We start from the raw sequence: 20670 nt of genomic DNA, 5'->3' as shown, positions 1-20670 counted from the left end.
GGAGACTCATGCGTGCTAGGAAGGTCCTCGTCGCGGCCACCGGAGTGCTGGTCGCGCTGACCACGTTGACCGTGTCCGATTCGGGAGCCGGCGCCATCACCAGCCACGATCCCGCGGCCGGGCGCTTCGACCGGCCGCAGCACGGGTTCGCCCCGCCGTGGACGACGCTGCGCGACGGCCGCCCGCAGGAGGTCAACCTGGACCCGGCGCCGATCAGGGCGGCCGAGGACTTCCTGGCGAGCTGGACGAAGCCGGACACGACCGGGCACCCGCACTTCTCCGGCGCGGTCGGCCTGCTCGCGCACGACGGCGTGGTCGTCGACCGGTACGTGGTCGGCGGGGCGCTGCGGTACGCCGACGCGAAGGGCACCGAACTGCCCGCCGACCAGCAGGTTCCGATGCGGAACGACACGATCTTCGACATGGCGTCGATCTCGAAGCTGTTCACCTCGATCGCGGTGATGCAGCTGGTCGAACGCGGGCAGCTCACCATCGACACCCCGGTCAGCCGCTTCTTCCCGGAGTTCGCCACCGGCGACAAGGCCGCCATCACGGTCAAGATGCTGCTCACGCACGTCTCCGGGTTCGACGCCGACCCGATCCCGTCGCTGTGGGCCGGCTACCCGGACATCCCGTCGCGACGGCAGGCCGTGCTCGACAGCCCGCTGAAGAACAAGCCGGGGACGACGTACCTCTACTCGGACATCAACCTGCTGACCCTCGGCTTCATCGTCGAGAAGCTGACCGGGCAGCCGCTCGACAAGGTCGTCCACGACCGGATCACCGCGCCGCTGGGCATGGTCGACACCGGCTACAACCCGCCCGCGGCGAAGCTGAACCGGATCGCCGCGACGGAGTTCGAGGCCAACCCGCCCCGCGGGATGGTGCGCGGCAGCGTGCACGACGAGAACGCCTGGTCGCTGGGCGGCGTCGCCGGGCACGCCGGCGTGTTCAGCACCGCGGGCGACATGGCGAACCTCGCGCAGGCGATCCTCAACGGCGGCAGCTACCGCGGGCACCGGATCCTGGGCCAGGAGACCGTCCGGCAACTCCTGACGAACTACAACCAGCAGTTCCCGGACGACTCGCACGGCCTCGGCTTCGAACTCGACCAGCCCTGGTACATGGGCGCGCTGGCGTCGCCGGTCACCGCCGGGCACACCGGGTTCACCGGAACGACGCTGGTCATCGACCCGGAGTCGAGGTCGTTCGCGATCCTGCTGACCAACCGGGTGCACCCGACCCGGAACTGGGGCTCGATCAACACCGCCCGCCAGGTGTGGGCGACGTCGCTGGCCAGGGCGATGGCGGTGCGGCCGGTGGTCGGCAAGGACGCCTGGACGAGCACGCTGGGTAACGCCGGTGTCGCTACGCTGAGCACTCGCGCGTTCACCACGCAAAGTGATCGTGCCCGCGTCTCGTTCGCTGCCTTCGTGGATACCGAAGGTCCGGGTGATCCACTTCAGCTGCAGGCCAGCACCGACGGCGTTAACTGGCAACCGATCACGTTATCGGTATCGGGCCCGGGGGCACCCTCCGGAGCTGTGACGTCGCTCTCCGGACACGGGCACCGCACCTGGTGGCGGGCGGTGGGCGCGCTGCCGCAGGGCGCCACGGTGAGCCTGCGCTGGCGTTACAGCACCGACCCGAGTTACACGGGCCGCGGAGTTTCGGTGGACGGTGTGAAAGTCACCGAGAGCGGCCGATCACTCCTCGACGGTGAACGAGACCCCGCCGTTTTCGTTGCAGAGGGTTGGCAGTTGAGCTCCCGGTGACCGCCTGGTCGCCGAACGTCGACCACAAGCCGGAATTTACCGTCCGCTTGCTGCTTGCACCGCGACACTAAGTTGCCAAGTCGTTAGCTTGACCTCGTTAACAAGGTTGACCCTGTTGGCGACTTTCTGGTCAACGATTAATCGCAAATCCAGATCCGCAGACACGGACGGGTTGCGATCGTACCGAAGGGTGTGGGTAGCCTTGTCGCAAATGCCAACGGTTAGTAACTTTCCGACGGTGAGTGATACCGAATCCGTAGTCGGCACGGCACCGTCCGAGCCCGTATCGGTCCAGACGACCGTGCGTGACGCCGACTCCAGCCCGCTGGTGCGGATCCGGTCGCTCCTCCCCGGCCTGGCCCGCGCCGAGCAGCGCGTGGCCAAGGTGGTGCTGGAAGACCCCGCGTCGGTGGCGCGGCGCAGCATCACCGAGGTGGCCCTGGCCGCCAACACGAGCGAGACCACGGTGACGCGGTTCTGCAAGGCCGTCGGCGTCGGCGGGTACCCGCAGCTGCGCATCGCGCTGGCCGCGGACACCGCCCGCACCGAGGCGCGCACCACGCGCAACCTGGGCGGCGAGATCGGCCCGGAGGACGACCTGGCCGCCGTGATCGGCAAGGTCAGCTTCGCCGACGCGCGCGCGGTCGAGGAGACGGCCGACCAGCTCGACGTCGCCACCCTGGAGCGGGTGATCGAGGTCGTCGCCAGCGCCGGCCGCGTGGACGTCTACGGCGTGGGCGCCAGCGCGTTCGTCGCCGCCGACCTGCAGCAGAAGCTGCACCGCATCGGCCGCGTGTGCTTCGCGTGGTCGGACACGCACATCATGCTCACCTCGGCCGCGGTGCTGAGCCCCGGTGACGTCGCGATCGGCGTCTCGCACACCGGCGCGACCACCGACACCGTCGAGGCGCTGCGCGTGGCGCGCGAGCACGGCGCGATCACCATCGCCGTGACGAACTTCCCGCGCTCCCCGATCACCGAGGTCGCCGACCACGTTTTGACGACCGCGGCCCGGGAAACCACGTTCCGTTCGGGAGCGACGGCGAGCCGCATCGCCCAGCTCACCGTCATCGACTGCCTGTTCATCGGCGTCGCGCAGCGGCACATGGACGCGTCGGTCAGCGCCCTGGACGCGACCAGGGACGCCGTCGGCTCGCACCGCTTGGGGGTCAGGCCGGACGGTCGTCGCCGTCCGCGGGAAACCGGCAAGTAATGCCCGGAGAAAAAGTGAGGCGCATGATGACCGTCCCCATGCAGGCGGTGCACGTCGATTCGCCGACCGAGACCCGCAATCCCCGCACCAAGGACATCGACCTGATGTCCACCGCGGGGATCCTGGGCGCGATCAACGCCGAGGACCGCACGGTCCCCGGTGCCGTCGCCGCGGTGCTGCCCCAGGTGGCGCACGCCGTGGACTACGCGGTCGACGCCCTGCGGGCGGGCGGCCGGGTGCACTACGTCGGCGCGGGCACGTCCGGGCGCCTGGCCACCCTGGACGCGGCCGAGCTGGTGCCGACGTTCAACGTGCCGGGCGACTGGTTCATCGCGCACCACGCCGGCGGCGAGCGCGCGCTGCGCCACGCCGTCGAAAACGCCGAGGACGACTCGGCGGCGGGGGCGGCCGAGATGGCCGCGATGGTCCAGCCCGGCGACTTCGTGCTGGGGCTGACGGCGTCGGGCAGGACGCCGTACGTGCTGGGCGCGCTGCTGGCCGCGTCGCGCCAGGGCGCCCGCACCGGCCTGGTGTCGGGCAACCCGAAGGCCGCCAAGCCGGCGGGCGTCGACGTGCTCATCGCCGTCGACACCGGCCCGGAGGCGATCGCCGGCTCGACCCGGATGAAGGCGGGCACGGCCCAGAAGATGATCCTGACGTCGTTCTCCACGGCGACGATGATCAAGCTGGGCCGGACCTATTCGAACCTGATGGTCAGCATGCGGGCCACCAACGCGAAGCTGCGCGGCCGGACCATCCGGATCCTGCAGGAAGCCACCGGCATGACGATGGCGGACTGCTCGGACGCGCTCACCGAGGCCGGGGGCGACCTCAAGGTGGCGCTGGTGCACCTGCTGTCCGGAGAGGATGTGAAGAGCGCGGCCAAGGCGTTGCACACGTCAGGCGGGCACGTGCGCAAGGCTCTGGACTCTCTCAGGGTGCGCGCGAGCTAGACCGTCATCTGTTCATCTGCCTAACCTCTCAGATGAGGAAGGGCGGGTGGCGGATGGCGGGCATGACGGAGGACTCGCGGCGTGGGCTGTCGCGTCGCGAGTGGGTGTCGGTCGGCGGGATGGGCGGGTTCATCCTGCTGCTGAACGTCGTGGGCTGGGGCGTGCTCACGGCGTTCGTCGCACCGCACCACTACGCGCTGGGCACGTCCGGGGTGTTCGGGATCGGGCTCGGCGTCACGGCGTTCACGCTCGGCATGCGGCACGCCTTCGACGCGGACCACATCGCCGCGATCGACAACACCACGCGCAAGCTGATGGCCGACGGCAGGCGGCCGCTGTCGGTCGGGTTCTGGTTCTCGCTCGGGCACTCGACGATCGTCTTCGCGCTGTGCCTGCTGCTGTCGCTCGGCGTCCGCGCGCTGGCCGGCCAGGTCGAGGACGGTTCCTCGGCGTTGCACCAGGCCACCGGGCTGATCGGGACGTCGGTGTCCGGGGTGTTCCTGTACGTGATCGCGATCCTGAACCTCGTGGTGCTGGCCGGGATCCTGCGGGTCTTCAAGCAGATGCGCCGCGGCGAGTTCGACGAGGCCGCGCTGGAGCGCCAGCTGGACAACCGCGGCGTGCTGAACCGGCTGCTGCGCGGTGCGACGAAGGCCGTGCGCAAGCCGTGGCACATCTACCCGGTCGGGCTGCTGTTCGGGCTCGGTTTCGACACCGCGACCGAGATCGGGTTGCTCGTGCTGGCCGCGGGCGCGGCGACGTTCGCGCTGCCGTGGTACGCGATCCTCGTGCTGCCGGTCCTGTTCGCCGCCGGGATGACCCTGTTCGACACCGTGGACGGCTGCTTCATGAACTTCGCCTACGGCTGGGCGTTCGCGAAGCCGGTGCGCAAGATCTTCTACAACCTCACGGTGACCGCGCTGTCGGTCGCGGTGGCCCTGCTCATCGGGACCATCGAGCTGGTGTCGATCCTGGCCGAGAAGCTGGACATCACGTCCGGGCCGCTGGCCGCGATCGCGTCGATCGACCTGGACTACGTCGGGTTCGGGATCGTCGGGTTGTTCGTGCTGACGTGGGTCGTCGCGCTCGCGGTGTGGCGGTTCGGGCGGATCGAGGAGAAGTGGTCGGCGAAGCTGTCCAATTAGGAAGCCGCGTCCGAAATGGACTTCGCTTCGCGCGCACCGGCTTCGAAGGCTTCGCAGCAGAAGAGCAGCCACGCGCGTACGCCCTCCGGCGTCCCGCTCGCGAAGCCCTCCGCCGCTTCGAGGTAACGCGGCACCCGGCGGAAGAACGCCACCTCGGGAACGCTCAAGGACTTCGGGTCCAGACCGGTCGCCACCATCGTCAGCCGGGCGGCCGCGCGGGCGACGACGCCATCCGCGCTGCCGAACGGCTTGAGCGCCAGCAGTTCTCCGTGCACGACCGCCGTCAGGACCGGGCCCGGCACCGACGTCGCCCCGGTCACCAGCTGGGCGAGCAGCTCAAGCCGGCCGCCGCCGGAGTGCGGGCGGCCCAGGGCGTCCGGGTGGTCGACGAGGTCGGCCGCGGCGAGCACGTGCAGGCGCGCCAACGCCTGCAGCGGCGCGCGGCGCCACGTCGGCAGCAGCGACTCCAGGGTCTCCGCGACGCGCAGGGCACCCGCGAGGACCGGGTCGGCGACCGCGCCGTCAAGAGGTAGTTCCGGGTTGGCGCCTTCGATGCCGGCGGACGCGCGGGCGGCCCGCACCGACGCTTCCGCCGCCGTCGCCGCGCCGCCGCGGAGGTTGGCCGGGAGGCGGTGGACCGCGAACACGGCGTCCTGGGCGGACTTCGCCGCCGCCGCGACGCCTTCGAGGTCGAGGAGGGGCTTCAGGGGATCAGGCATCGAGCACCTGGCCTTCGCGGGAGACCACGGGCGGCAGGACCGACCACGGGAAGTTGATCCAGCGGTCGGTGTGCCGCCAGACGTACTCGCACTTCACCGTCGAATGCGGCTTCTCGTAGACGACGGCCGAGCGGACCTCGGCGACGTGCTCGAGGCAGAAGTCGCGGACCAGCTTGAGCGTGGCGCCGGTGTCGGCGACGTCGTCGGCGATCAGCACCTTCTTGCTCGCCAGGTCGACGACGTTGGGCACCGGCGGCAGCATCACCGGCAGGTCGAGCCGCTGGTCGACACCGGTGTAGAACTCGACGTTCATCACGTGCAGGTTCTTCACGTCGAGCGCGTAGCCGAGGGCGCCGGCGACGAACAGGCCACCGCGCGCGATGGAGAGGATGAGGTCCGGCGCGAAGCCGTCTTCGGCGATGGTGTGAGCCAGTTCACGGCTCGCCGTGCCGAACAGCTTCCAGCTCAGCTCTTCCCGCTCTTCGGCCATCGAGCCACCCTTCCGTCGTGGTCCGCCGAGCATAGGCAACCCGGAAGTGGCCTGCGGAAATGCTCGGAAATTGGCTCTCCTGAGCAGCCAATGCCCGCTCTACCGTGATCGGGTGAGCGACTGGAACACGCACCCGACCCTGGCCGGCGAGCACGTCCGCCTGGAGCCGCTGACGCCCGCGCACGCCAAGGGCCTCTGGGAAGCGGGCACCGACCCGGGCATCTGGGCGTGGCTCAGCATCCGGCAGCCGGGGGATCTTCCCGCGGCCGAGCGGATGGTCGAGCAGGCCCTCGCCGACCCCGCACGCCGGGCCTTTGCGCAGATCGACGCCGCCTCCGGCCGGGTCGCCGGGACGACGTCGTACTACCAGGTCGTCGAGGCGCACCGGATCCTCTCGATCGGGCACACGTGGCTCGGCGCCGACTGGCAGCGCACCGCGCTGAACACCGAGTCGAAACTGCTGTTGCTCACCCACGCGTTCGAAACCCTTGGCGCGCAACGCGTTTCGTGGGAGACCGACATCCGCAACCTCCGTTCGCAACGCGCCATCGAACGGCTTGGCGCGCTTCGCGAAGGCGTCCTGCGGGCGCACCGGATCCGGCCGGACGGCTCGTCCCGCGACACCGTCACCTACTCGATGCTGGCGCCGGAATGGCCCGCCGCGAAGGCGCGGCTGAGCGAACGCTTAGTCACCGGAGCTCGGCTGCGGCGGTGAAACCACAGGGCAACGTGGGTGCAACCTTTTACAAGGCGGACTAACGTCGCTAGCGTGCCGCTAGCCGTCATGTCGGCGCACTACAGGAGGCCTTGCAACCATGACCGAGCAGTCCCCCGCCCTGGACAACCTGCTCACCGAGAGCCGCACCTTCCCGCCCAGTGACGAATTCGCTGGCCAGGCCAACGCGAAGGCCGATCTCTACGCCGAAGCGGATGCCGATCGCGAAGCGTTCTGGGCGAAGCAGGCCGAGCGGCTCACGTGGGACACGAAGTGGACCACGGTACTGGACTGGACCAATGCGCCGTTCGCGAAGTGGTTCGTCGGCGGCAAGCTCAACGTCGCCTACAACTGCGTCGACCGGCACGTCGAGTCCGGGCACGGCGAGCAGGTCGCGATCCACTGGGTCGGCGAGCCGGGCGACACCCGGGACATCACCTACGCCGAGCTGAAGACCGAGGTTTCCAAGGCCGCCAACGCACTCGCGTCGCTGGGCGTCACCGCGGGCGACGTCGTGGCGATCCAGCTGCAGATGGTGCCCGAGGCCATCTTCGCGATGCTCGCGTGCGCGCGGATCGGCGCGCTGCACAACGTCGTCTTCGGCGGCTTCTCCCCGACGGCGCTGCGGGCCCGCGTCGACGACGCCGCCGCGAAGATCGTGATCACCTCCGACGGCCAGTTCCGCCGCGGCAAGGCCGCGCCGATGAAGGCCAACGTCGACGAAGCGCTCGAAGGCGCCGAAACCGTCGAGAAGGTCATCGTCGTGAAGCGCACGGGCGACCAGCTCGAGGGCGACGTCCCGTGGACCGACGGCCGCGACTTGTGGTGGCACGAGCTCGTCGACGGACAGTCCGAAGAGCACACTCCCGAAGCGTTCGACAGCGAGCACCCGCTGTTCATCCTGTACACGTCCGGCACGACCGGGAAGCCGAAGGGCATCCTGCACACCTCCGGCGGCTACCTGACGCAAACCGCGTACACGCACCACAACGTCTTCGACCACAAGGCCGGCGAAGACGTCTACTGGTGCACCGCGGACATCGGCTGGATCACCGGCCACAGCTACATCGTCTACGGCCCGCTCGCGAACCGCGTCACGCAGGTCGTCTACGAAGGCACGCCGAACACCCCGCACGAGGGCCGGCACTGGGAGATCATCCAGAAGTACAAGGTCTCCCTTTACTACACGGCGCCGACGCTGATCCGCACCTTCATGAAGTGGGGCGCGGAAATCCCGGAGAAGTACGACCTTTCGTCGCTGCGGGTGCTGGGTTCGGTCGGCGAGCCGATCAACCCCGAGGCGTGGATCTGGTACCGCGAGAACATCGGCGCGGGCCGGACCCCGATCGTCGACACGTGGTGGCAGACCGAAACCGGCGCGATCATGATCTCGCCGCTGCCGGGCGTCACCTCGACCAAGCCGGGCTCGGCGCAGAAGGCGCTGCCGGGCATCTCCGCGAAGGTCGTCGACGACACCGGCGTCGAGGTCGGGCCCGGCGGCGGCGGGTACCTGGTCCTCGACAAGCCGTGGCCGTCGATGCTGCGGGGCGTCTGGGGCGACGAAGAGCGCTTCAAGGAGACGTACTGGTCGCGGTTCAAGGACCAGGGCTTCTACTTCGCCGGCGACGGCGCGAAGTACGACAACGACGGTGACGTCTGGCTGCTGGGCCGCGTCGACGACGTGATGAACGTGTCCGGCCACCGCATCTCGACGACGGAGGTCGAGTCGGCGCTGGTCTCGCACCCGACGGTGGCCGAAGCCGCGGTCGTCGGCGCGACCGACCCGACGACCGGCCAGGGCATCGTGGCGTTCGTGATCCTGCGGGGCAACGCCGTCGACGGGGGCGAAGAGGCCATCCAGGCGCTGCGCAACCACGTCGCGAAGGAGATCGGGCCGATCGCGAAGCCGCGGCAGATCATGGTCGTGCCGGAGCTGCCGAAGACGCGCTCGGGCAAGATCATGCGCCGTCTCCTGCGCGACGTCGCGGAGAACCGGCAGGTCGGCGACGTCACCACGCTGGCCGACTCGTCGGTGATGGACCTGATCTCGTCGGGCCTGAAGTCGGGCAAGTCGGAGGAGTGAGCTAGCGTTCTCCCTGTCAGAGCCCTTCCGGCTTCGCGCCGGGAGGGCTCTGTCATGACACCCCGTGTGGCACGACTCGAACGCATGTTCTACGCTGTGCCGCGAACCACACCCACTTCCCGGGCAAGGAGACGACACGACGATGACCGTGGATGTCCTGACGCACGACGAGGAAACGGCTGCCGAAGCCCCGGCTGTTGCTGTTGCCACTGACGAGGCGGCCGTCACCGAGTCCGCGTCCCCGGCCTCTTCGGAGGGCGACGCTGCGCCCGCCGAGGAAGAGGCCCCCAAGCCGAAGCGCGGCCGCCCGAAGGGTGCGACGGCGTCGACGGCGAAGAAGACCCGCACGGTCGAGCTGACCCTGACGGTGACCGGCACGGCCGACGGCGAGTGGCAGGCCGAGCTGAAGAACGGCTCGAAGTGGGTCGCGAAGGGCCTCGAGATCCCGGCGGCCGCCGTCTCGCGCGCGGCCAAGGAGCTGCACGCGGACCTGTCCGGCCCGATCGACGAGGTGATCAACCAGGCCCGCGAGGCGCAGGCCGCGAAGGTCGCCGCGCTGGAGGCCGAGCTCGAGAAGGCCAAGCAGGCCCTCGCCGAGCTGGACGCCTGAGGCTTCACTCCGGGGAACGCCCGGTCCGCCTTGCGCGGGCCGGGCGTTTCCGCTTTTCAGGCGATCGGCGGGCGGCCCGGCAGCGGCGACTTGAACTCGACCCACATCGCGTCGGTCAGCGCCTCCACATGGTGGGACGCGCCGCGCGGGTGCACCACCGAATCCCCCGGTTCGAGCACCGCCTCCACCCCCTCGACCGCGCCCCGCAGCCGGCCGGACAGCACATAGACGATCGAGTCGTGGTCGTGCGCGTGCGGTGGCGACGCCACCCCCGCCGGGTAGTGGATCAGGTACGCCAGGCCACTCGCCGCCCGTTCCAGGAGCCGGAAGCGGCCCTCACCGCCCAGGAGCGGCAAGCCCTCCACCGCGGTCAATGGTTGCCACACCTGGTCGTCCATGCCTTCCATCATGACCGGCACCGGCTGAGAGTCCACACAGGACCACTTAGGTAAGGCAGTCGTTATTTAGGCGCACCTGAAAACAGTCCGAGTCTCGCCACGATTCCGCTTCCGTGTTTCACTGGTCCGGTGACCGAGACGATCGACGGTGACGCCGTGGAACACGCCCACGAACCGCACCAGGGCGTGGGCGGGAAGCTGAACTGGCTGCGGGCCGGGGTGCTGGGCGCGAACGACGGCATCGTGTCCGTGGCCGGCATCGTCGTCGGCGTGGCCGGGGCGACCACGGAAAGCACCACGATCCTCACCGCCGGAATCGCCGGGCTCGTCGCCGGCGCCTTTTCCATGGCCGGCGGGGAATACGTCTCCGTCAGCACCCAGCGCGACACCGAACAGGCCCTGCTCCGGCTCGAAAAGCACGAACTCAAGACGATGCCGGAGGCCGAGGAGCGCGAGCTCGCCGAAATCTACGAGGAAAAGGGTCTCTCGCCGGAGCTGGCGACCCAGGTCGCCCGCGAACTGACCGAAAAGGACGCGCTGCAGGCGCACGCCGAAGCCGAACTCGGCATCGACCCCGGCAACCTCACCAGCCCGTGGCAGGCGGCGTGGGCGTCCCTGCTCGCGTTCTCGATCGGCGCGCTGCTGCCGATCCTCTCGATCGCCTGGGCCGGCGTCTCCCTGCGGGTGTGGGCGTGCGCCGCCGCGGTCGTCGTCGGCCTCACGCTGACCGGGTGGGTCAGCGCGAGGCTCGGCGACGCGAACGTGGTGCGCGCGATCATCCGCAACGTCGGCGTCGGCGCACTCACCATGGTCGTGACCTACTTCGTCGGCGTGATCTTCGGGGTCACCGTCGGCTAGTGCACGCCCTTCATCAGCCGGCGGATGAAGGGGATGCCCAGGAACAGCAGCACGCCGACACCGATGGCGACCAGGCCGACCGTGCTGAAGTACGGCGCCTCGTCGTCGACCGAGTAGTACTCGGCGAGCTTGCCGGACATCGCGGTGCCGAACGAGATCGACAGGAAGTTCAGCGCCACCATCTGGGTCCGGAACGCCTCCGGCGCGAGCTTCGTCGACAGCGACAGCCCGACCGGGGAGAGGCACAGCTCGGCGATCGTGAACACGAACAGGATGCCGACCAGCGCGAGCATCGGGCTCGCGTTCTTGCCGCTGCCCACCATGGGCAGGAACAGCAGGAACGCCGCCCCCATCAGCACCGTGCCGAGGACGAACTTCATCGGCGTCGACGGCTGGCGCTCGCCGAGCTTCGTCCACAGCGCCGCCAAGAGGGGCGCGAAGACGATGATGAACACCGGGTTGATCGAGTTGACCCAGGAGACCGGCATTTCCCAGCCGAACAGGGTCCGGTTCAGCCGCTGGTCGGTATAGGCCGCGACGACCGTGAACTGCTGCTGGTACAGCGAGAAGAACACCGCGCTGGCGATGAACATCGGGATGAACGAGAACACCCGGCTGCGCTCGACCGCGGTGATCTTGCCGCTGGTCAGGATGACGAGGAAGTAGATCACCGAGATCACGCCGACCACCCACACGACGACGTCGGCGAGGTTGCCCGGGTTGACGACGCCGGTGACGACCAGGGTCACCACCGCGGCCACCAGCAGGACGGCGGCGCCGATCGCCAGCACGCGCCGGGACGACGGCAGCGGGTTCGGCACCTCCTTCGCCTTGTCGCCGAGGTTCTTGCGGCCGAACGTGTACTGGGTCAGGCCGAGGGCCATGCCGATCGCGGCGAGGCCGAAGCCGAGGTGGAAGCCGACCTCGGTCTGCGCCAGCCCGGTCAGCAGCGGCCCGACGAACCCGCCGAGGTTGACGCCCATGTAGAAGATCGTGAAGCCCGCGTCGCGCCGCTCGTCGCCTTCGGCGTAGAGCGTGCCGACGATCGCCGTCGCGTTGGACTTCAGGCCGCCGCTGCCGACCGCGACGCACACGAGGCCGACGCCGATGCCGGCCAGGCCCGGCAGCAGGGCCAGGCTGAGGTGGCCGATCATGATCAGCACGGCGCTGTAGAAGAGCGTCCGTTCGGAGCCGAGGAGGCGGTCGGCCACCCACGCGCCGATGACGGCCGAGAGGTACACCAGGCCGCCGTACGCGCCGACGATGCCGAGCGCGGACTCCTGCGCGAGGCCCAGGCCGCCCTGCTCGACCTTGTAGTAGAGGTAGATCGGCAGGATGCCGAGCATCCCGTAGTAGGAGAACCGCTCCCACATCTCCACGCCGAAGAGGTTCGCCAGCCCTCGTGGGTGCCCGAAGAACCTCGTGTCCTGCTGGACCTCGGTTGAGGTGCTCACAACTCGTCTTCCTTTGTCCGGGGACTTCGTTGTCGCTTGGCATGCTATGAGCCCAGCTGGTTGCCCACCACCGGCACCCCGTGTGGCGGCCGTCATGACAATGCGTGACAAAGAGCCGGTAAACTGGGCCGAGGTGCGCCGGGAAGCCTGGTCGGCAACAGTGATCAGCGACCCCTGGAGCCGCCCCGATGACCCGCCCGTTGAGCGAATTCGCCCGTTACCTGCGCACCGAGACGACCGGCGGGTTCATCCTGCTCGGCGCGACGGCGGTCGCGCTGCTCTGGGCCAACTCGCCGCTGCGCAACAGCTACCACGCGCTGCGCGAATTCCGGCTCGGCCCGGAGTTCCTGCACCTGAACCTGACGATCGGCGACTGGGCCGCGGACGGCCTGCTCGCCCTGTTCTTCTTCGTCGCCGGGCTGGAGCTCAAGCGCGAACTCGTCGTCGGCGAGCTCTCCCGCTTCAAGCAGGCGGTGCTGCCGGTGGTCGCCGCCATCGGCGGCATGGTCGTGCCCGCGCTCGTCGCGCTGGGCGTCGGCTGGGGGACGCCGGGGATCGAGCGCGCCTGGGCGATCCCGGTCGCCACGGACATCGCGTTCGCCCTCGGCGTGCTCGCGCTGACGGCGTCGAACCTGCCCTCGAGCGCGCGGGTGTTCCTGCTTTCCCTGGCCGTGGTGGACGACCTCGGCGCGATCATCGTCATCGCCGTGCTGTTCACGATCGGCTTCGACCCGGTCGCGCTGGTCGTCGCCGTCGTGGCGCTCGCCCTGTACGCGTTCCTGCAGCACCGGCGGGTCCGGACGCCGTGGCTGTACGTCCCCCTGGCGCTGGTCACCTGGGTGGCCGTGCACTCGGCGGGCATCCACGCCACGATCGCCGGCGTCGCGCTGGGCCTGCTCACCCGCGTCCGCGCCGACGAGGGCGAGGCCGAGGCACCCGCGCTGCGGTTGGAGCACCGGCTGCAGCCGTGGTCCGCGGCCGTCGCCGTGCCGTTGTTCGCGCTGTTCGCCGCCGGGATTTCAGTCGACGCCGACGCGCTCGGCGCGGTGTTCACGACGGCGTTGCCGCTCGCGGTGCTGGCCGGGCTGCTCGGCGGCAAGGTCGTCGGCATCCTCGGGGCCAGCCTGCTCGCCGTGAAGCTGCGGCTGGCGGAGAAGCCGCGCGGGATGGGCTGGCGGGACATGGCCGCGTTGTCCGTGCTGGGCGGGGTCGGGTTCACGGTGAGCCTGCTGATCGCGGAGCTGGCGCTGCCGGGTGACGCGAGCGAGCTGGCGAAGGCGGCGGTGCTGATCGCGTCGGCGACAGCGTCCCTGCTGGCGGCGGCGTTGCTACTCCGCCGTAGCAAGGTTCACGCGCAAATGTCCGACACTCCGCCCTCCGGGGCCTAGCCCCGGACCCCGGCCGGGGGCGAGCCCCCTGGACCCCCAAAAGCGACTCGCCGTGACGCCGCCGCGCCCGGTTTCGGGACACATGGCACGATGACCCGGTGAGCAGCCCCAAGCACGAGCGAACCGGCCCCGACGGCGTGGGGGCCGTGCCTTACCTCCCGCTGTCCTCCGCCGCCGACGTCCCCGGCGACCAGTCGATCGGCCGCCTGGTCGGCGACGCGACCCAGCACATCTCCACCCTGGTCAGGGCCGAGATGGAGCTGGCGAAGTCCGAGCTGGTCGGCGAGGTGAAGAAGGGCCTCAAGGGGGCCGTTTTCTTCCTGATCGCGCTGACGGTCTTCCTGTACAGCACGTTCTTCCTGTTCTTCTTCGCGGCCGAGGGGCTGGCCCAGTGGCTGCGCTACCGCTGGATCGCGTTCGGCATCGTGTTCGTCCTGATGCTGCTCGTCGCCGGCGTGGCCGGGTTCCTCGGCTACCGCAAGGTGAAGAAGTTCAAGGCACCGGAACGGACCATCGCCAGCGTCAAGGAGACCGCCGCCGCGCTCAAGCCGCAGCGTGCGCCCGAAGCCGACTTGACGACCACGCGCGACTGAGTTCGTTGCACGCGTCCCCCGACCCGTCGATCGTCCGGCTCGACGGCCCGTGGGTCCACCGCGACGTGTCCGCGAACGGCATCCGCCTGCACGTCGCCGAGCTCGGCGACGGGCCGGTCGTGGTGCTGCTGCACGGGTTCGCCGAGTTCTGGTGGACCTGGCACCACCAGCTGACGGCGCTGGCCGAGGCCGGGTTCCGCGCGGTCGCCGTCGACCTGCGCGGCTACGGCGACTCCGACAAACCGCCCCGCGGCTACGACGCGTGGACGCTCGCGGGCGACGTCGGCGGGCTGATCAAGTCGCTCGGGGCGCGCCGCGCGCACCTCGCCGGGCACGCCTGGGGCGGCCTCCTCGCCTGGACGGTCGCGGCGCTGCACCCGCGGCTCGTGTCGTCGGTGACGGCGATCGGCGCCGCCCACCCGCTCGCGTTGCGCTCGTCGGTCCGCCCGTGGCGCGGCCAGGGCCGCGCGGCCGGCCACCTCTTCCGCTTCCAGGTGCCGATGGCGCCGGAGAAGTGGCTCGTGAAGGACGACGCCCAGGCCGTCGGTGACCTCTTCGGCGGCTGGGCCGGCCGGCGCTGGCGGGCCACCCCGGACTTCGACGACAGCGTCGGCGCCTTCCGGCAGGCGATGCTCGTGCCCGGGGTCGCGCACAGCGCGCTGGAGTACTACCGGTGGGCGTTCCGCGCCCAGTTCCGCGGCGAGGGCCGCCGCTTCACCGACGCCGTGGGCACCCGGATCGCGGCGCCGACGCTGCAGCTGCACGGCGCCGAGGACACCTGCATCCTCCCCGAAACGGCGACGTCGTCGACGCGCTGGGCGGGCCCGCACGCCGAACCGCAGATCTGGTCCGGCGTCGGGCACTTCCCTCACCTCGAGGCCCCGGACCGCACGTCGGCGGCCCTGGTGGAGTTCCTCAACCGAGGCTGATGGCGTTCTTCGCCCGCTCCACCGACTCTTCCGGGGCCGGGCCTTCCGGGTTCTCCGTGGCCAGCGCCTGGTTGAGCGCGACGAACGGCCGCATCCGCGTTTCGTAAGCCGCGAAGGCTTCTTCGTAATCCGCCCGGCCGAGCTCCTGCGCGAGGACGTACGCCCCGACCAGCGCGAGGCTCGTGCCCTGGCCGGACAGGGCCGACGCGCAGTAGCCGGCGTCGCCGACCAGCACGACCCGGCCGGCCGACCAGCGGTCGAGGTGGATCTGGGCCATGGCGTCGAAGTAGAAGACGTCCGCGGCGGCCATCGCTTCGAGCAGCTTCGGCACCTCCCAGCCGACCCCGGCGAGCCGCTCGGCGACCAGCCGCTTCTGCTCTTGGACGGTCAGCCGCGGCAGCGGTTCCGAGCCGAAGCCGAGGGTGACCCGCAGTTCGGTGTTGCCGCGAACCGGGTAGACCACGCCGCCGGTGTGCTCGTGCCGGAACCAGACCTGCCAGTCCTCCAGGCCCAGGAAGTTGGCCGTCGGGAAGATCGCGAGGTACTGACCGAGGTGGCGGGTGAAGTCCTCCTCCGGGCCGAAGGCCAGCCGCCGCACGGCCGAGTGCAGGCCGTCCGCGCCGACGACCAGGTCGAACGTCCGGAAACCGCCGTGCTCGAACTCGACGCGCACGCCGTGCGCCTCTTCGGTCAACGCCGTGATCGAGTCGCCGAAGACGTACTCGACGCCGGGCGCCTCGCCCAGGATCGCGACGACGTCGTCCCGCAGCAGCTCGAAGTCCGCGCTGTCGAGCCGTCCGCTGCTGAAGGTGTGTTCCTCGGACCGCATCAGCTCGTGGCCATCGCCGTCGACCACGGACATCCCGCGCATCCGGGTGCGGACCGCCCGCATCCGCTCGCCGAGGCCCATCCGGTCGACGACGTCGAGCGCGACCCCGCGCACGTCGATCGCTTGGCCGCCGGTGCGCGGGCCCGGTGCCCGCTCCACCACGGTCACCGCCCAGCCCTCGCGCGCCAGGAACCAGGCCAGGGTGCCGCCGGCGACACCGGCGCCGGAGATGAGAATGTTCCGCATGTTCCCTCCAGAGTCGTACGCTTGTCCGCACCACAGTGGAGTTCATGCAGTTCGAAAGCCATTTCTGTCCTAGTACAGATGGCCTGCTGTACTAGGTCAGGAGTCAGCCGTGAAGTACGTGGCCATCGCCGACGAACTGCGTGACCGGATCACGCGCGGCGAGCTCCCGCCGGGTGCGCGGGTCCCGTCGACGCGCCGGCTGGCGGCCGACCACGGCGTCGCGATGGCGACCGCGGCGAAGGCGCTGGCCCAGCTGAGCCAGGAAGGGCTCGTCCGCGCGGAGCCGCGATCCGGCACGGTCGTCGCCGGACCCGACCGCCGCGGCGGGCAGCGCGGGCTGACCCGCGAACAGCTCGTGCGGACCGCCATCGCCATCGCCGACGCGGAGGGCCTCGCCGCGCTGTCCATGCGCGGTGTCGCGGCCCGGCTCGGCGTCGCGGCGATGGCGCCGTACCGGTACGTGCGGGGCAAGGACGAGCTCGTGCTGCTGATGGCCGACGCCGCGTTCGGCGAGCGCGGGTACCCGGCGAAGCCGTCCGGCGACTGGCGCGAGCGGCTGACGCTCGGCGCCCGCACGCTCTGGTCGCTCTTCCGGCGGCACCCGTGGCTGGCCCAGCTGGGCCCGATCACCCGGCCGCTGCCGCTGCGCAACCTCGGCCTCCACGGCGAATGGGCGCTGACGGCCCTGTCCGAACTCGGCGTCGACGCGGCGACGCTGTGCGACCTGCACGTCCTGTTCTTCAGCTACGTCCAGGGCATCGCGATCCACCTCGAACGCGAGCAGCACGCGCTGGCCGCGTCCGGGCTGTCCGAGGACGAGTGGATGGACCGCCAGCTCCCGTCGATGGGCCCGATGACCACCGGGCGCCCGGTGTTCACCAAGATGCTCCGCGAACTCGAGGAAACCGGCTACGACCTCGTCCTGGACGACCTCTTCGAGTCGGGCCTGCGGGCCCTGCTGGACGGCGTCGCGCTGCGGTTCGGGCGTTAGGCCGCGCAGGAGCCGGTGGACACGTTCGTCGTCTGGGACGGTGCCGCGTCGACCTCGGCGCGAACCTGCTCGGCCGTCAGCGTGAAGCCCGTCTCCGGGTCCTCCACCGCGGCGCCGAAAACCACGCCGATCACCTTGCCGTCCGGGGTCACCATCGGGCCGCCCGAGTTGCCGCTGCGGATTTCGGCGCGGACCGTGAAGACGTCCCGCTGGACGGTGTTCGCCTCGTAGATGTCCGGGCCGCGGAGGTTGATGCGGCCGCGCACGCGGGCCGGTGTCGCGCGGTACGGGCCGTCGAGCGGGTAGCCGAGCACGATCGCGCTGTCGCCCGCCGTCGCCGTTTCCGGAGCGAACGGCAGCGCCGGGGCCCGCAGCCGCGGGACCGCGAGCACCGCGATGTCGACCTCGGGGTCGAAGTAGACGACGCGGGCCGGGTAGTCGCCCTGCGTCGTTTCGATGCCGACGGTGTCGGTGCCCGCCACGACGTGCGCGTTCGTCATCACCCGCTGCGGCGAGATCACGAACCCGCTGCCTTCCAGCGACCGCGAGCACGAGCTGGCGGTGCCGCGGATCTTGACCACGCTGCCGTGCAGCTCCTGGACGATCCCGCTGCGCTGCAGCGCGGGGTCCGGCGGCGAGGTGTCCGCCGTCGGCGCCTTCTGGAACGGGTCCACGATCGACGGGAAGCCCGACGCGTCGAGCAGCTTGCGCAGCTGGCTCGGGAAGCCCTGGGCGGCCTCCGGCATGGCGTCGTTGACCTTGCCGAGCACCACCGAGCCGTTGATCGCCTTGGCCAGCCCGGGCAGGCCGGACACGGTCGTCAGCGGCGTCGCGATCAGCCAGGCCACCACGAACACGACCAGGGCCTGGACCACCGCGCCGAGCGTCTTGTCGATGCCGGAGAGCTTGTCCGGGTTGATCTTCTGCCGGAGCCGGCGGCCCACGTAGACACCGATCGCCTCGCCGAAGGCGACCAGGAACACCACCGTCGCCACCGCGAAGGCGACCTTCCAGACGGGGTCGTCGAAGAACGAGACCACCACCGGCGCGAGCTTGATCCCGGCGACCGCACCGAGCACCACGCCGACGAGCGACGGCAGCGCGATGATCACACCCTGGAACGCGCCCGACACGGCCGCCAGCAGGGCCAGCAGCAGCACCAGCACGTCGACCCAGTTCACCGCGTCTCCTTGACCCGGGCATCGAACGCGGCCAGCGCCTCGTCGAGGTCCCGGACGTCGTCCGAGGCCCATTCGCGCTCCCAGCCTCCCAGGCTCAGGAGAACCGACAGCAACCCGGCGGTGAACCCCCAGACGAACAGGCCGTCGACCTCGAAGGCGGGTCCTTTCCAGGGCGCGCCCTTCTTCTTCACCGTGAACCGGTTGGCCGGGTCGACCAGGTCGGCGATGGCGACGCGCGCCACGGACGCCGTCTCGGCCGGGTCGACCGCGTGCACCGGCGACGGCTCCGCCCAGTGCGCCAGCACCGGCGTCACGGCGAAGCCGGACACCGGGACGAACAGTTCCGGCAGCACCGCGACCGGCCGGACGCCGGACGGGACCACGCCGGTCTCCTCCTCGGCCTCGCGCAGTGCGGTGCCGACCGGACCGCCGTCGCCGTCCTCGGCGCCGCCGCCCGGGAAGGCGACCTGCCCCGCGTGCGAGCCCAGCGTGTCGGCGCGGCGCTGCAGGAGGACGTCCGGCTCGCCGTCGGCTTCGCGCTCGCCGAAGAGGATGAGCACGGCGGCGGGCCGCGTGTAGGCGTTCTCGGGCGGGCTGAACCGGGTGAACGTCTTCGAATCGACCTCGCCGCTCACCTTGACCAGCGGCCGGAGCCACTCGGGAACCGACTCGGGTTCGACCAAAGGTCCGATCACGATGCCCCCTCGACTGCCGCGCGCACCTGGTCAGTGTTCACGAAGGTGGGTGGGTTGGCGATGAACCGGATGTCGCCGGCCGCGGTGACGAGGTAGGACGCCGGGAGTCGCGGCGGCACCTTCAGCGCCGTCCGGACCGCACCGGTCTGGCCGTTGCCGTCGTACACCGACGGCAGGTGCACGCCCAGCTTCGCCAGCAGGTCCAAGCCGTCCTTCGCCGGGCTCTGCACCTGGACGCCGAGGACGCGCGCGGCCCCCGGCTGCTTCGCGTACTCCTGGAGCACGGGCAGCTCGGTCCGGCACGGCTCGCACCACGACGCCCACACGTTGACCAGCACCGGAGCCCCGGCGAGGGCCTTCCCGACGTCCACGCTCCCGCCGTCGCCGAGGCACTCCGCCGTGACCCCTTCGAGCTGCTTCACCGGCTGTGCCGCGGCCGCCGCCGGACACGGCTGCAGCGCCGCCGCGGCCCGGGCCGGCGCGAGGTCCTCGCCCGGCTTCGCGGCGGTCTCCGAGCCACCACGCGGCAGGAGCGCGACGATCAGCGCCACCGCCAGCACGGCGGCGGCCAGTGCCCACTTGGTGACCCTCGTCACCGGGGCGCCGCCAGGGCCAGGATGTGGTCCTTTTCTTCGCCTTTGACCAGCTTCGCGGCTTCTTCGAAGCCAGTGGGGCCGGTGCCGTACGACGGGCAGTCCCTGGCCAGCGGGCAGGCGCCGCAGGCCGGCTTCTTGGCGTGGCAGACGCGGCGGCCGTGGAAGATCACCCGGTGCGAGTGCATCGTCCACTCCTTGCGGGGGATCAGCTCGCCGATCGCGTGCTCGACCTTGACCGGGTCCTCCTCCGCCGTCCAGCCCCAGCGGCGGACCAGCCGGCCGAAGTGGGTGTCGACGGTGATGCCCGGGACGTCGAAGGCGTTGCCGAGGACGACGTTGGCCGTCTTGCGGCCGACGCCGGGCAGCGTGACGAGGTCGTCGAGCTTGGCGGGCACCTCGCCGCCGAAGCGCTCGACCAGGGCCGCGCCCAGGCCCATGACGGAGTTCGCCTTGGCCCGGTAGAAGCCGGTGCTGCGGAGGTATTCCTCGAGCTCGGTGCGGTCGGCGCCGGCGTAGTCGGCGGCGGTCCGGTAGCGCTTGAACAGCGCGGGCGTGACGAGGTTCACCCGGACGTCGGTGGTCTGCGCGGACAGCACGACCGCGACCAGCAGTTCCAGCGGAGTGGTGAAGTCGAGCTCGCAGTGGGCGTCCGGATACACGTCGTCCAAGCAACGCTTCATCCGCCTGGCGCGTCTCACCAGAGCTAACCGGCTTTCACCAGCGCCCTCACGGGGGGCGTTCGTGGTGGCAGGTGGCACCCCGATAGCCTACGGGCGCCGTCGGACGAGCCGGTGACTGCACCGGTGGAC

General features: G+C 70.5%; 21 protein-coding genes. 12 read left to right on the top strand and 9 right to left on the bottom strand.

What is annotated here, in order from left to right; translation table 11 throughout:
* The first annotated feature begins 8 nt into the window (after positions 1 to 8).
* The 4 genes from AB0J55_RS16010 (at position 9) to AB0J55_RS15995 (ending at position 5086) form a co-directional block, all read left to right on the top strand.
* Positions 9 to 1775, top strand: coding sequence for a serine hydrolase (locus tag AB0J55_RS16010; RefSeq protein WP_364248409.1), 1767 nt, complete (start codon positions 9 to 11; stop codon positions 1773 to 1775).
* A 211-nt stretch (positions 1776 to 1986) separates the two neighbouring features.
* Entirely contained in the window at positions 1987 to 2988 is a 1002-nt protein-coding gene (locus tag AB0J55_RS16005) for a MurR/RpiR family transcriptional regulator (RefSeq protein WP_364248407.1), read from the top strand.
* Positions 2989 to 3011: 23 nt separating this feature from the next.
* A complete protein-coding gene (locus AB0J55_RS16000; protein WP_364248405.1) occupies positions 3012 to 3941 on the top strand; it encodes an N-acetylmuramic acid 6-phosphate etherase in 930 nt (309 codons plus the stop codon).
* A 53-nt stretch (positions 3942 to 3994) separates the two neighbouring features.
* Positions 3995 to 5086, top strand: coding sequence for a HoxN/HupN/NixA family nickel/cobalt transporter (locus tag AB0J55_RS15995; RefSeq protein ID WP_364249501.1), 1092 nt, complete (start codon positions 3995 to 3997; stop codon positions 5084 to 5086).
* Here the strand turns inward: AB0J55_RS15995 and AB0J55_RS15990 are convergent.
* Together AB0J55_RS15990 and AB0J55_RS15985 are read right to left on the bottom strand one after the other, a co-directional pair.
* Positions 5083 to 5805, bottom strand: a complete 723-nt coding sequence (locus tag AB0J55_RS15990; RefSeq protein ID WP_364248403.1) for an oxidoreductase — start codon at positions 5803 to 5805, stop codon at positions 5083 to 5085. The two genes, AB0J55_RS15995 and AB0J55_RS15990, sit on opposite strands and share 4 nt — an antisense overlap.
* Positions 5798 to 6295 carry a phosphoribosyltransferase gene (locus tag AB0J55_RS15985; RefSeq protein ID WP_364248401.1) on the bottom strand — a complete coding sequence of 166 codons (498 nt, stop codon included), beginning with the start codon at positions 6293 to 6295 and terminating at the stop codon, positions 5798 to 5800. Before AB0J55_RS15985 ends, AB0J55_RS15990 begins: the two co-directional genes overlap by 8 nt.
* A gap of 112 nt (positions 6296 to 6407) precedes the next feature.
* On the opposite strand from AB0J55_RS15985, the gene AB0J55_RS15980 reads away from it, so the two are divergent.
* The 3 genes from AB0J55_RS15980 to AB0J55_RS15970 all read left to right on the top strand — a co-directional run bounded on the left by AB0J55_RS15980 (position 6408) and on the right by AB0J55_RS15970 (position 9703).
* A complete protein-coding gene (locus AB0J55_RS15980) occupies positions 6408 to 7010 on the top strand; it encodes a GNAT family protein (protein ID WP_364248399.1) in 603 nt (200 codons plus the stop codon).
* A gap of 100 nt (positions 7011 to 7110) precedes the next feature.
* Positions 7111 to 9093, top strand: a complete 1983-nt coding sequence (gene acs, locus AB0J55_RS15975; RefSeq protein ID WP_364248398.1) for an acetate--CoA ligase — start codon at positions 7111 to 7113, stop codon at positions 9091 to 9093.
* A 142-nt stretch (positions 9094 to 9235) separates the two neighbouring features.
* Complete coding sequence (locus AB0J55_RS15970) at positions 9236 to 9703, top strand: DUF6319 family protein (protein WP_364248397.1); 468 nt, start codon at positions 9236 to 9238, stop codon at positions 9701 to 9703.
* A gap of 56 nt (positions 9704 to 9759) precedes the next feature.
* On the opposite strand, the gene AB0J55_RS15965 is transcribed toward AB0J55_RS15970, so the two are convergent.
* The gene (locus AB0J55_RS15965; RefSeq protein ID WP_364249499.1) at positions 9760 to 10113 is read right to left on the bottom strand and encodes a cupin domain-containing protein; all 354 of its coding nucleotides are present in this window, start codon (positions 10111 to 10113) and stop codon (positions 9760 to 9762) included.
* A gap of 117 nt (positions 10114 to 10230) precedes the next feature.
* Here AB0J55_RS15965 and AB0J55_RS15960 point away from each other — a divergent pair, with 117 nt between their 5' ends.
* Positions 10231 to 10959 (top strand): VIT family protein, encoded by a 729-nt coding sequence (locus AB0J55_RS15960; protein ID WP_364248396.1) that lies wholly within the window; start codon positions 10231 to 10233, stop codon positions 10957 to 10959.
* On the opposite strand, the gene AB0J55_RS15955 is transcribed toward AB0J55_RS15960, so the two are convergent.
* Positions 10956 to 12413: a peptide MFS transporter gene (locus AB0J55_RS15955; RefSeq protein ID WP_364248394.1), complete on the bottom strand. Its 1458-nt coding sequence runs from the start codon at positions 12411 to 12413 to the stop codon at positions 10956 to 10958. The two genes, AB0J55_RS15960 and AB0J55_RS15955, sit on opposite strands and share 4 nt — an antisense overlap.
* 188 nt (positions 12414 to 12601) lie before the next feature.
* On the opposite strand from AB0J55_RS15955, the gene nhaA reads away from it, so the two are divergent.
* The 3 genes from nhaA to AB0J55_RS15940 all read left to right on the top strand — a co-directional run bounded on the left by nhaA (position 12602) and on the right by AB0J55_RS15940 (position 15323).
* Positions 12602 to 13801 (top strand): Na+/H+ antiporter NhaA, encoded by a 1200-nt coding sequence (gene nhaA / locus AB0J55_RS15950; protein ID WP_364248392.1) that lies wholly within the window; start codon positions 12602 to 12604, stop codon positions 13799 to 13801.
* Positions 13802 to 13899: 98 nt separating this feature from the next.
* Entirely contained in the window at positions 13900 to 14394 is a 495-nt protein-coding gene (locus AB0J55_RS15945; RefSeq protein ID WP_364248390.1) for a phage holin family protein, read from the top strand.
* Between the two features lie 5 nt (positions 14395 to 14399).
* The gene (locus tag AB0J55_RS15940) at positions 14400 to 15323 is read left to right on the top strand and encodes an alpha/beta hydrolase (RefSeq protein ID WP_364248388.1); all 924 of its coding nucleotides are present in this window, start codon (positions 14400 to 14402) and stop codon (positions 15321 to 15323) included.
* On the opposite strand, the gene AB0J55_RS15935 is transcribed toward AB0J55_RS15940, so the two are convergent.
* Positions 15310 to 16398 (bottom strand): FAD-dependent monooxygenase, encoded by a 1089-nt coding sequence (locus AB0J55_RS15935; protein WP_364248386.1) that lies wholly within the window; start codon positions 16396 to 16398, stop codon positions 15310 to 15312. The two genes, AB0J55_RS15940 and AB0J55_RS15935, sit on opposite strands and share 14 nt — an antisense overlap.
* 109 nt (positions 16399 to 16507) lie before the next feature.
* Between AB0J55_RS15935 and AB0J55_RS15930 the strand changes: the two genes are divergently transcribed.
* Positions 16508 to 17389: a GntR family transcriptional regulator gene (locus AB0J55_RS15930; protein ID WP_364248384.1), complete on the top strand. Its 882-nt coding sequence runs from the start codon at positions 16508 to 16510 to the stop codon at positions 17387 to 17389.
* On the opposite strand, the gene AB0J55_RS15925 is transcribed toward AB0J55_RS15930, so the two are convergent.
* From AB0J55_RS15925 to nth, 4 genes are read right to left on the bottom strand one after another with little or no spacing between them, the layout of a single operon-like run.
* A complete protein-coding gene (locus AB0J55_RS15925; protein WP_364248382.1) occupies positions 17386 to 18570 on the bottom strand; it encodes a MarP family serine protease in 1185 nt (394 codons plus the stop codon). The genes AB0J55_RS15930 and AB0J55_RS15925 overlap by 4 nt on opposite strands.
* Positions 18567 to 19265: a CoA pyrophosphatase gene (locus AB0J55_RS15920; protein WP_364248380.1), complete on the bottom strand. Its 699-nt coding sequence runs from the start codon at positions 19263 to 19265 to the stop codon at positions 18567 to 18569. The genes AB0J55_RS15925 and AB0J55_RS15920 overlap by 4 nt, the downstream gene beginning before the upstream one ends.
* Entirely contained in the window at positions 19262 to 19861 is a 600-nt protein-coding gene (locus AB0J55_RS15915; protein WP_364248378.1) for a TlpA disulfide reductase family protein, read from the bottom strand. The genes AB0J55_RS15920 and AB0J55_RS15915 overlap by 4 nt, the downstream gene beginning before the upstream one ends.
* Positions 19858 to 20541: an endonuclease III gene (gene nth / locus AB0J55_RS15910; protein ID WP_364248376.1), complete on the bottom strand. Its 684-nt coding sequence runs from the start codon at positions 20539 to 20541 to the stop codon at positions 19858 to 19860. The genes AB0J55_RS15915 and nth overlap by 4 nt, the downstream gene beginning before the upstream one ends.
* Positions 20542 to 20670 lie beyond the last annotated feature (129 nt).

The sequence above is a fragment of the Amycolatopsis sp. NPDC049688 genome (genome assembly GCF_040674975.1).
GTDB lineage: Bacteria > Actinomycetota > Actinomycetes > Mycobacteriales > Pseudonocardiaceae > Amycolatopsis.
Note: the sequence above shows the minus strand (reverse complement) of the source record. Positions and strands in the feature narration are given on the sequence as shown.

What these genes read in the sequence shown, in the direction of transcription:
- AB0J55_RS16010 (WP_364248409.1), top strand. Translation starts at nt 9, where the DNA reads ATGCGTGCTAGGAAGGTCCTCGTCGCGGCCACCGGAGTGCTGGTCGCG.
- AB0J55_RS16005 (WP_364248407.1), top strand. Translation starts at nt 1,987, where the DNA reads ATGCCAACGGTTAGTAACTTTCCGACGGTGAGTGATACCGAATCCGTA.
- AB0J55_RS16000 (WP_364248405.1), top strand. Translation starts at nt 3,012, where the DNA reads ATGATGACCGTCCCCATGCAGGCGGTGCACGTCGATTCGCCGACCGAG.
- AB0J55_RS15995 (WP_364249501.1), top strand. Translation starts at nt 3,995, where the DNA reads ATGGCGGGCATGACGGAGGACTCGCGGCGTGGGCTGTCGCGTCGCGAG.
- AB0J55_RS15990 (WP_364248403.1), bottom strand. Translation starts at nt 5,805, where the DNA reads ATGCCTGATCCCCTGAAGCCCCTCCTCGACCTCGAAGGCGTCGCGGCG.
- AB0J55_RS15985 (WP_364248401.1), bottom strand. Translation starts at nt 6,295, where the DNA reads ATGGCCGAAGAGCGGGAAGAGCTGAGCTGGAAGCTGTTCGGCACGGCG.
- acs (WP_364248398.1), top strand. Translation starts at nt 7,111, where the DNA reads ATGACCGAGCAGTCCCCCGCCCTGGACAACCTGCTCACCGAGAGCCGC.
- AB0J55_RS15970 (WP_364248397.1), top strand. Translation starts at nt 9,236, where the DNA reads ATGACCGTGGATGTCCTGACGCACGACGAGGAAACGGCTGCCGAAGCC.
- AB0J55_RS15965 (WP_364249499.1), bottom strand. Translation starts at nt 10,113, where the DNA reads ATGATGGAAGGCATGGACGACCAGGTGTGGCAACCATTGACCGCGGTG.
- nhaA (WP_364248392.1), top strand. Translation starts at nt 12,602, where the DNA reads ATGACCCGCCCGTTGAGCGAATTCGCCCGTTACCTGCGCACCGAGACG.
- AB0J55_RS15935 (WP_364248386.1), bottom strand. Translation starts at nt 16,398, where the DNA reads ATGCGGAACATTCTCATCTCCGGCGCCGGTGTCGCCGGCGGCACCCTG.
- nth (WP_364248376.1), bottom strand. Translation starts at nt 20,541, where the DNA reads ATGAAGCGTTGCTTGGACGACGTGTATCCGGACGCCCACTGCGAGCTC.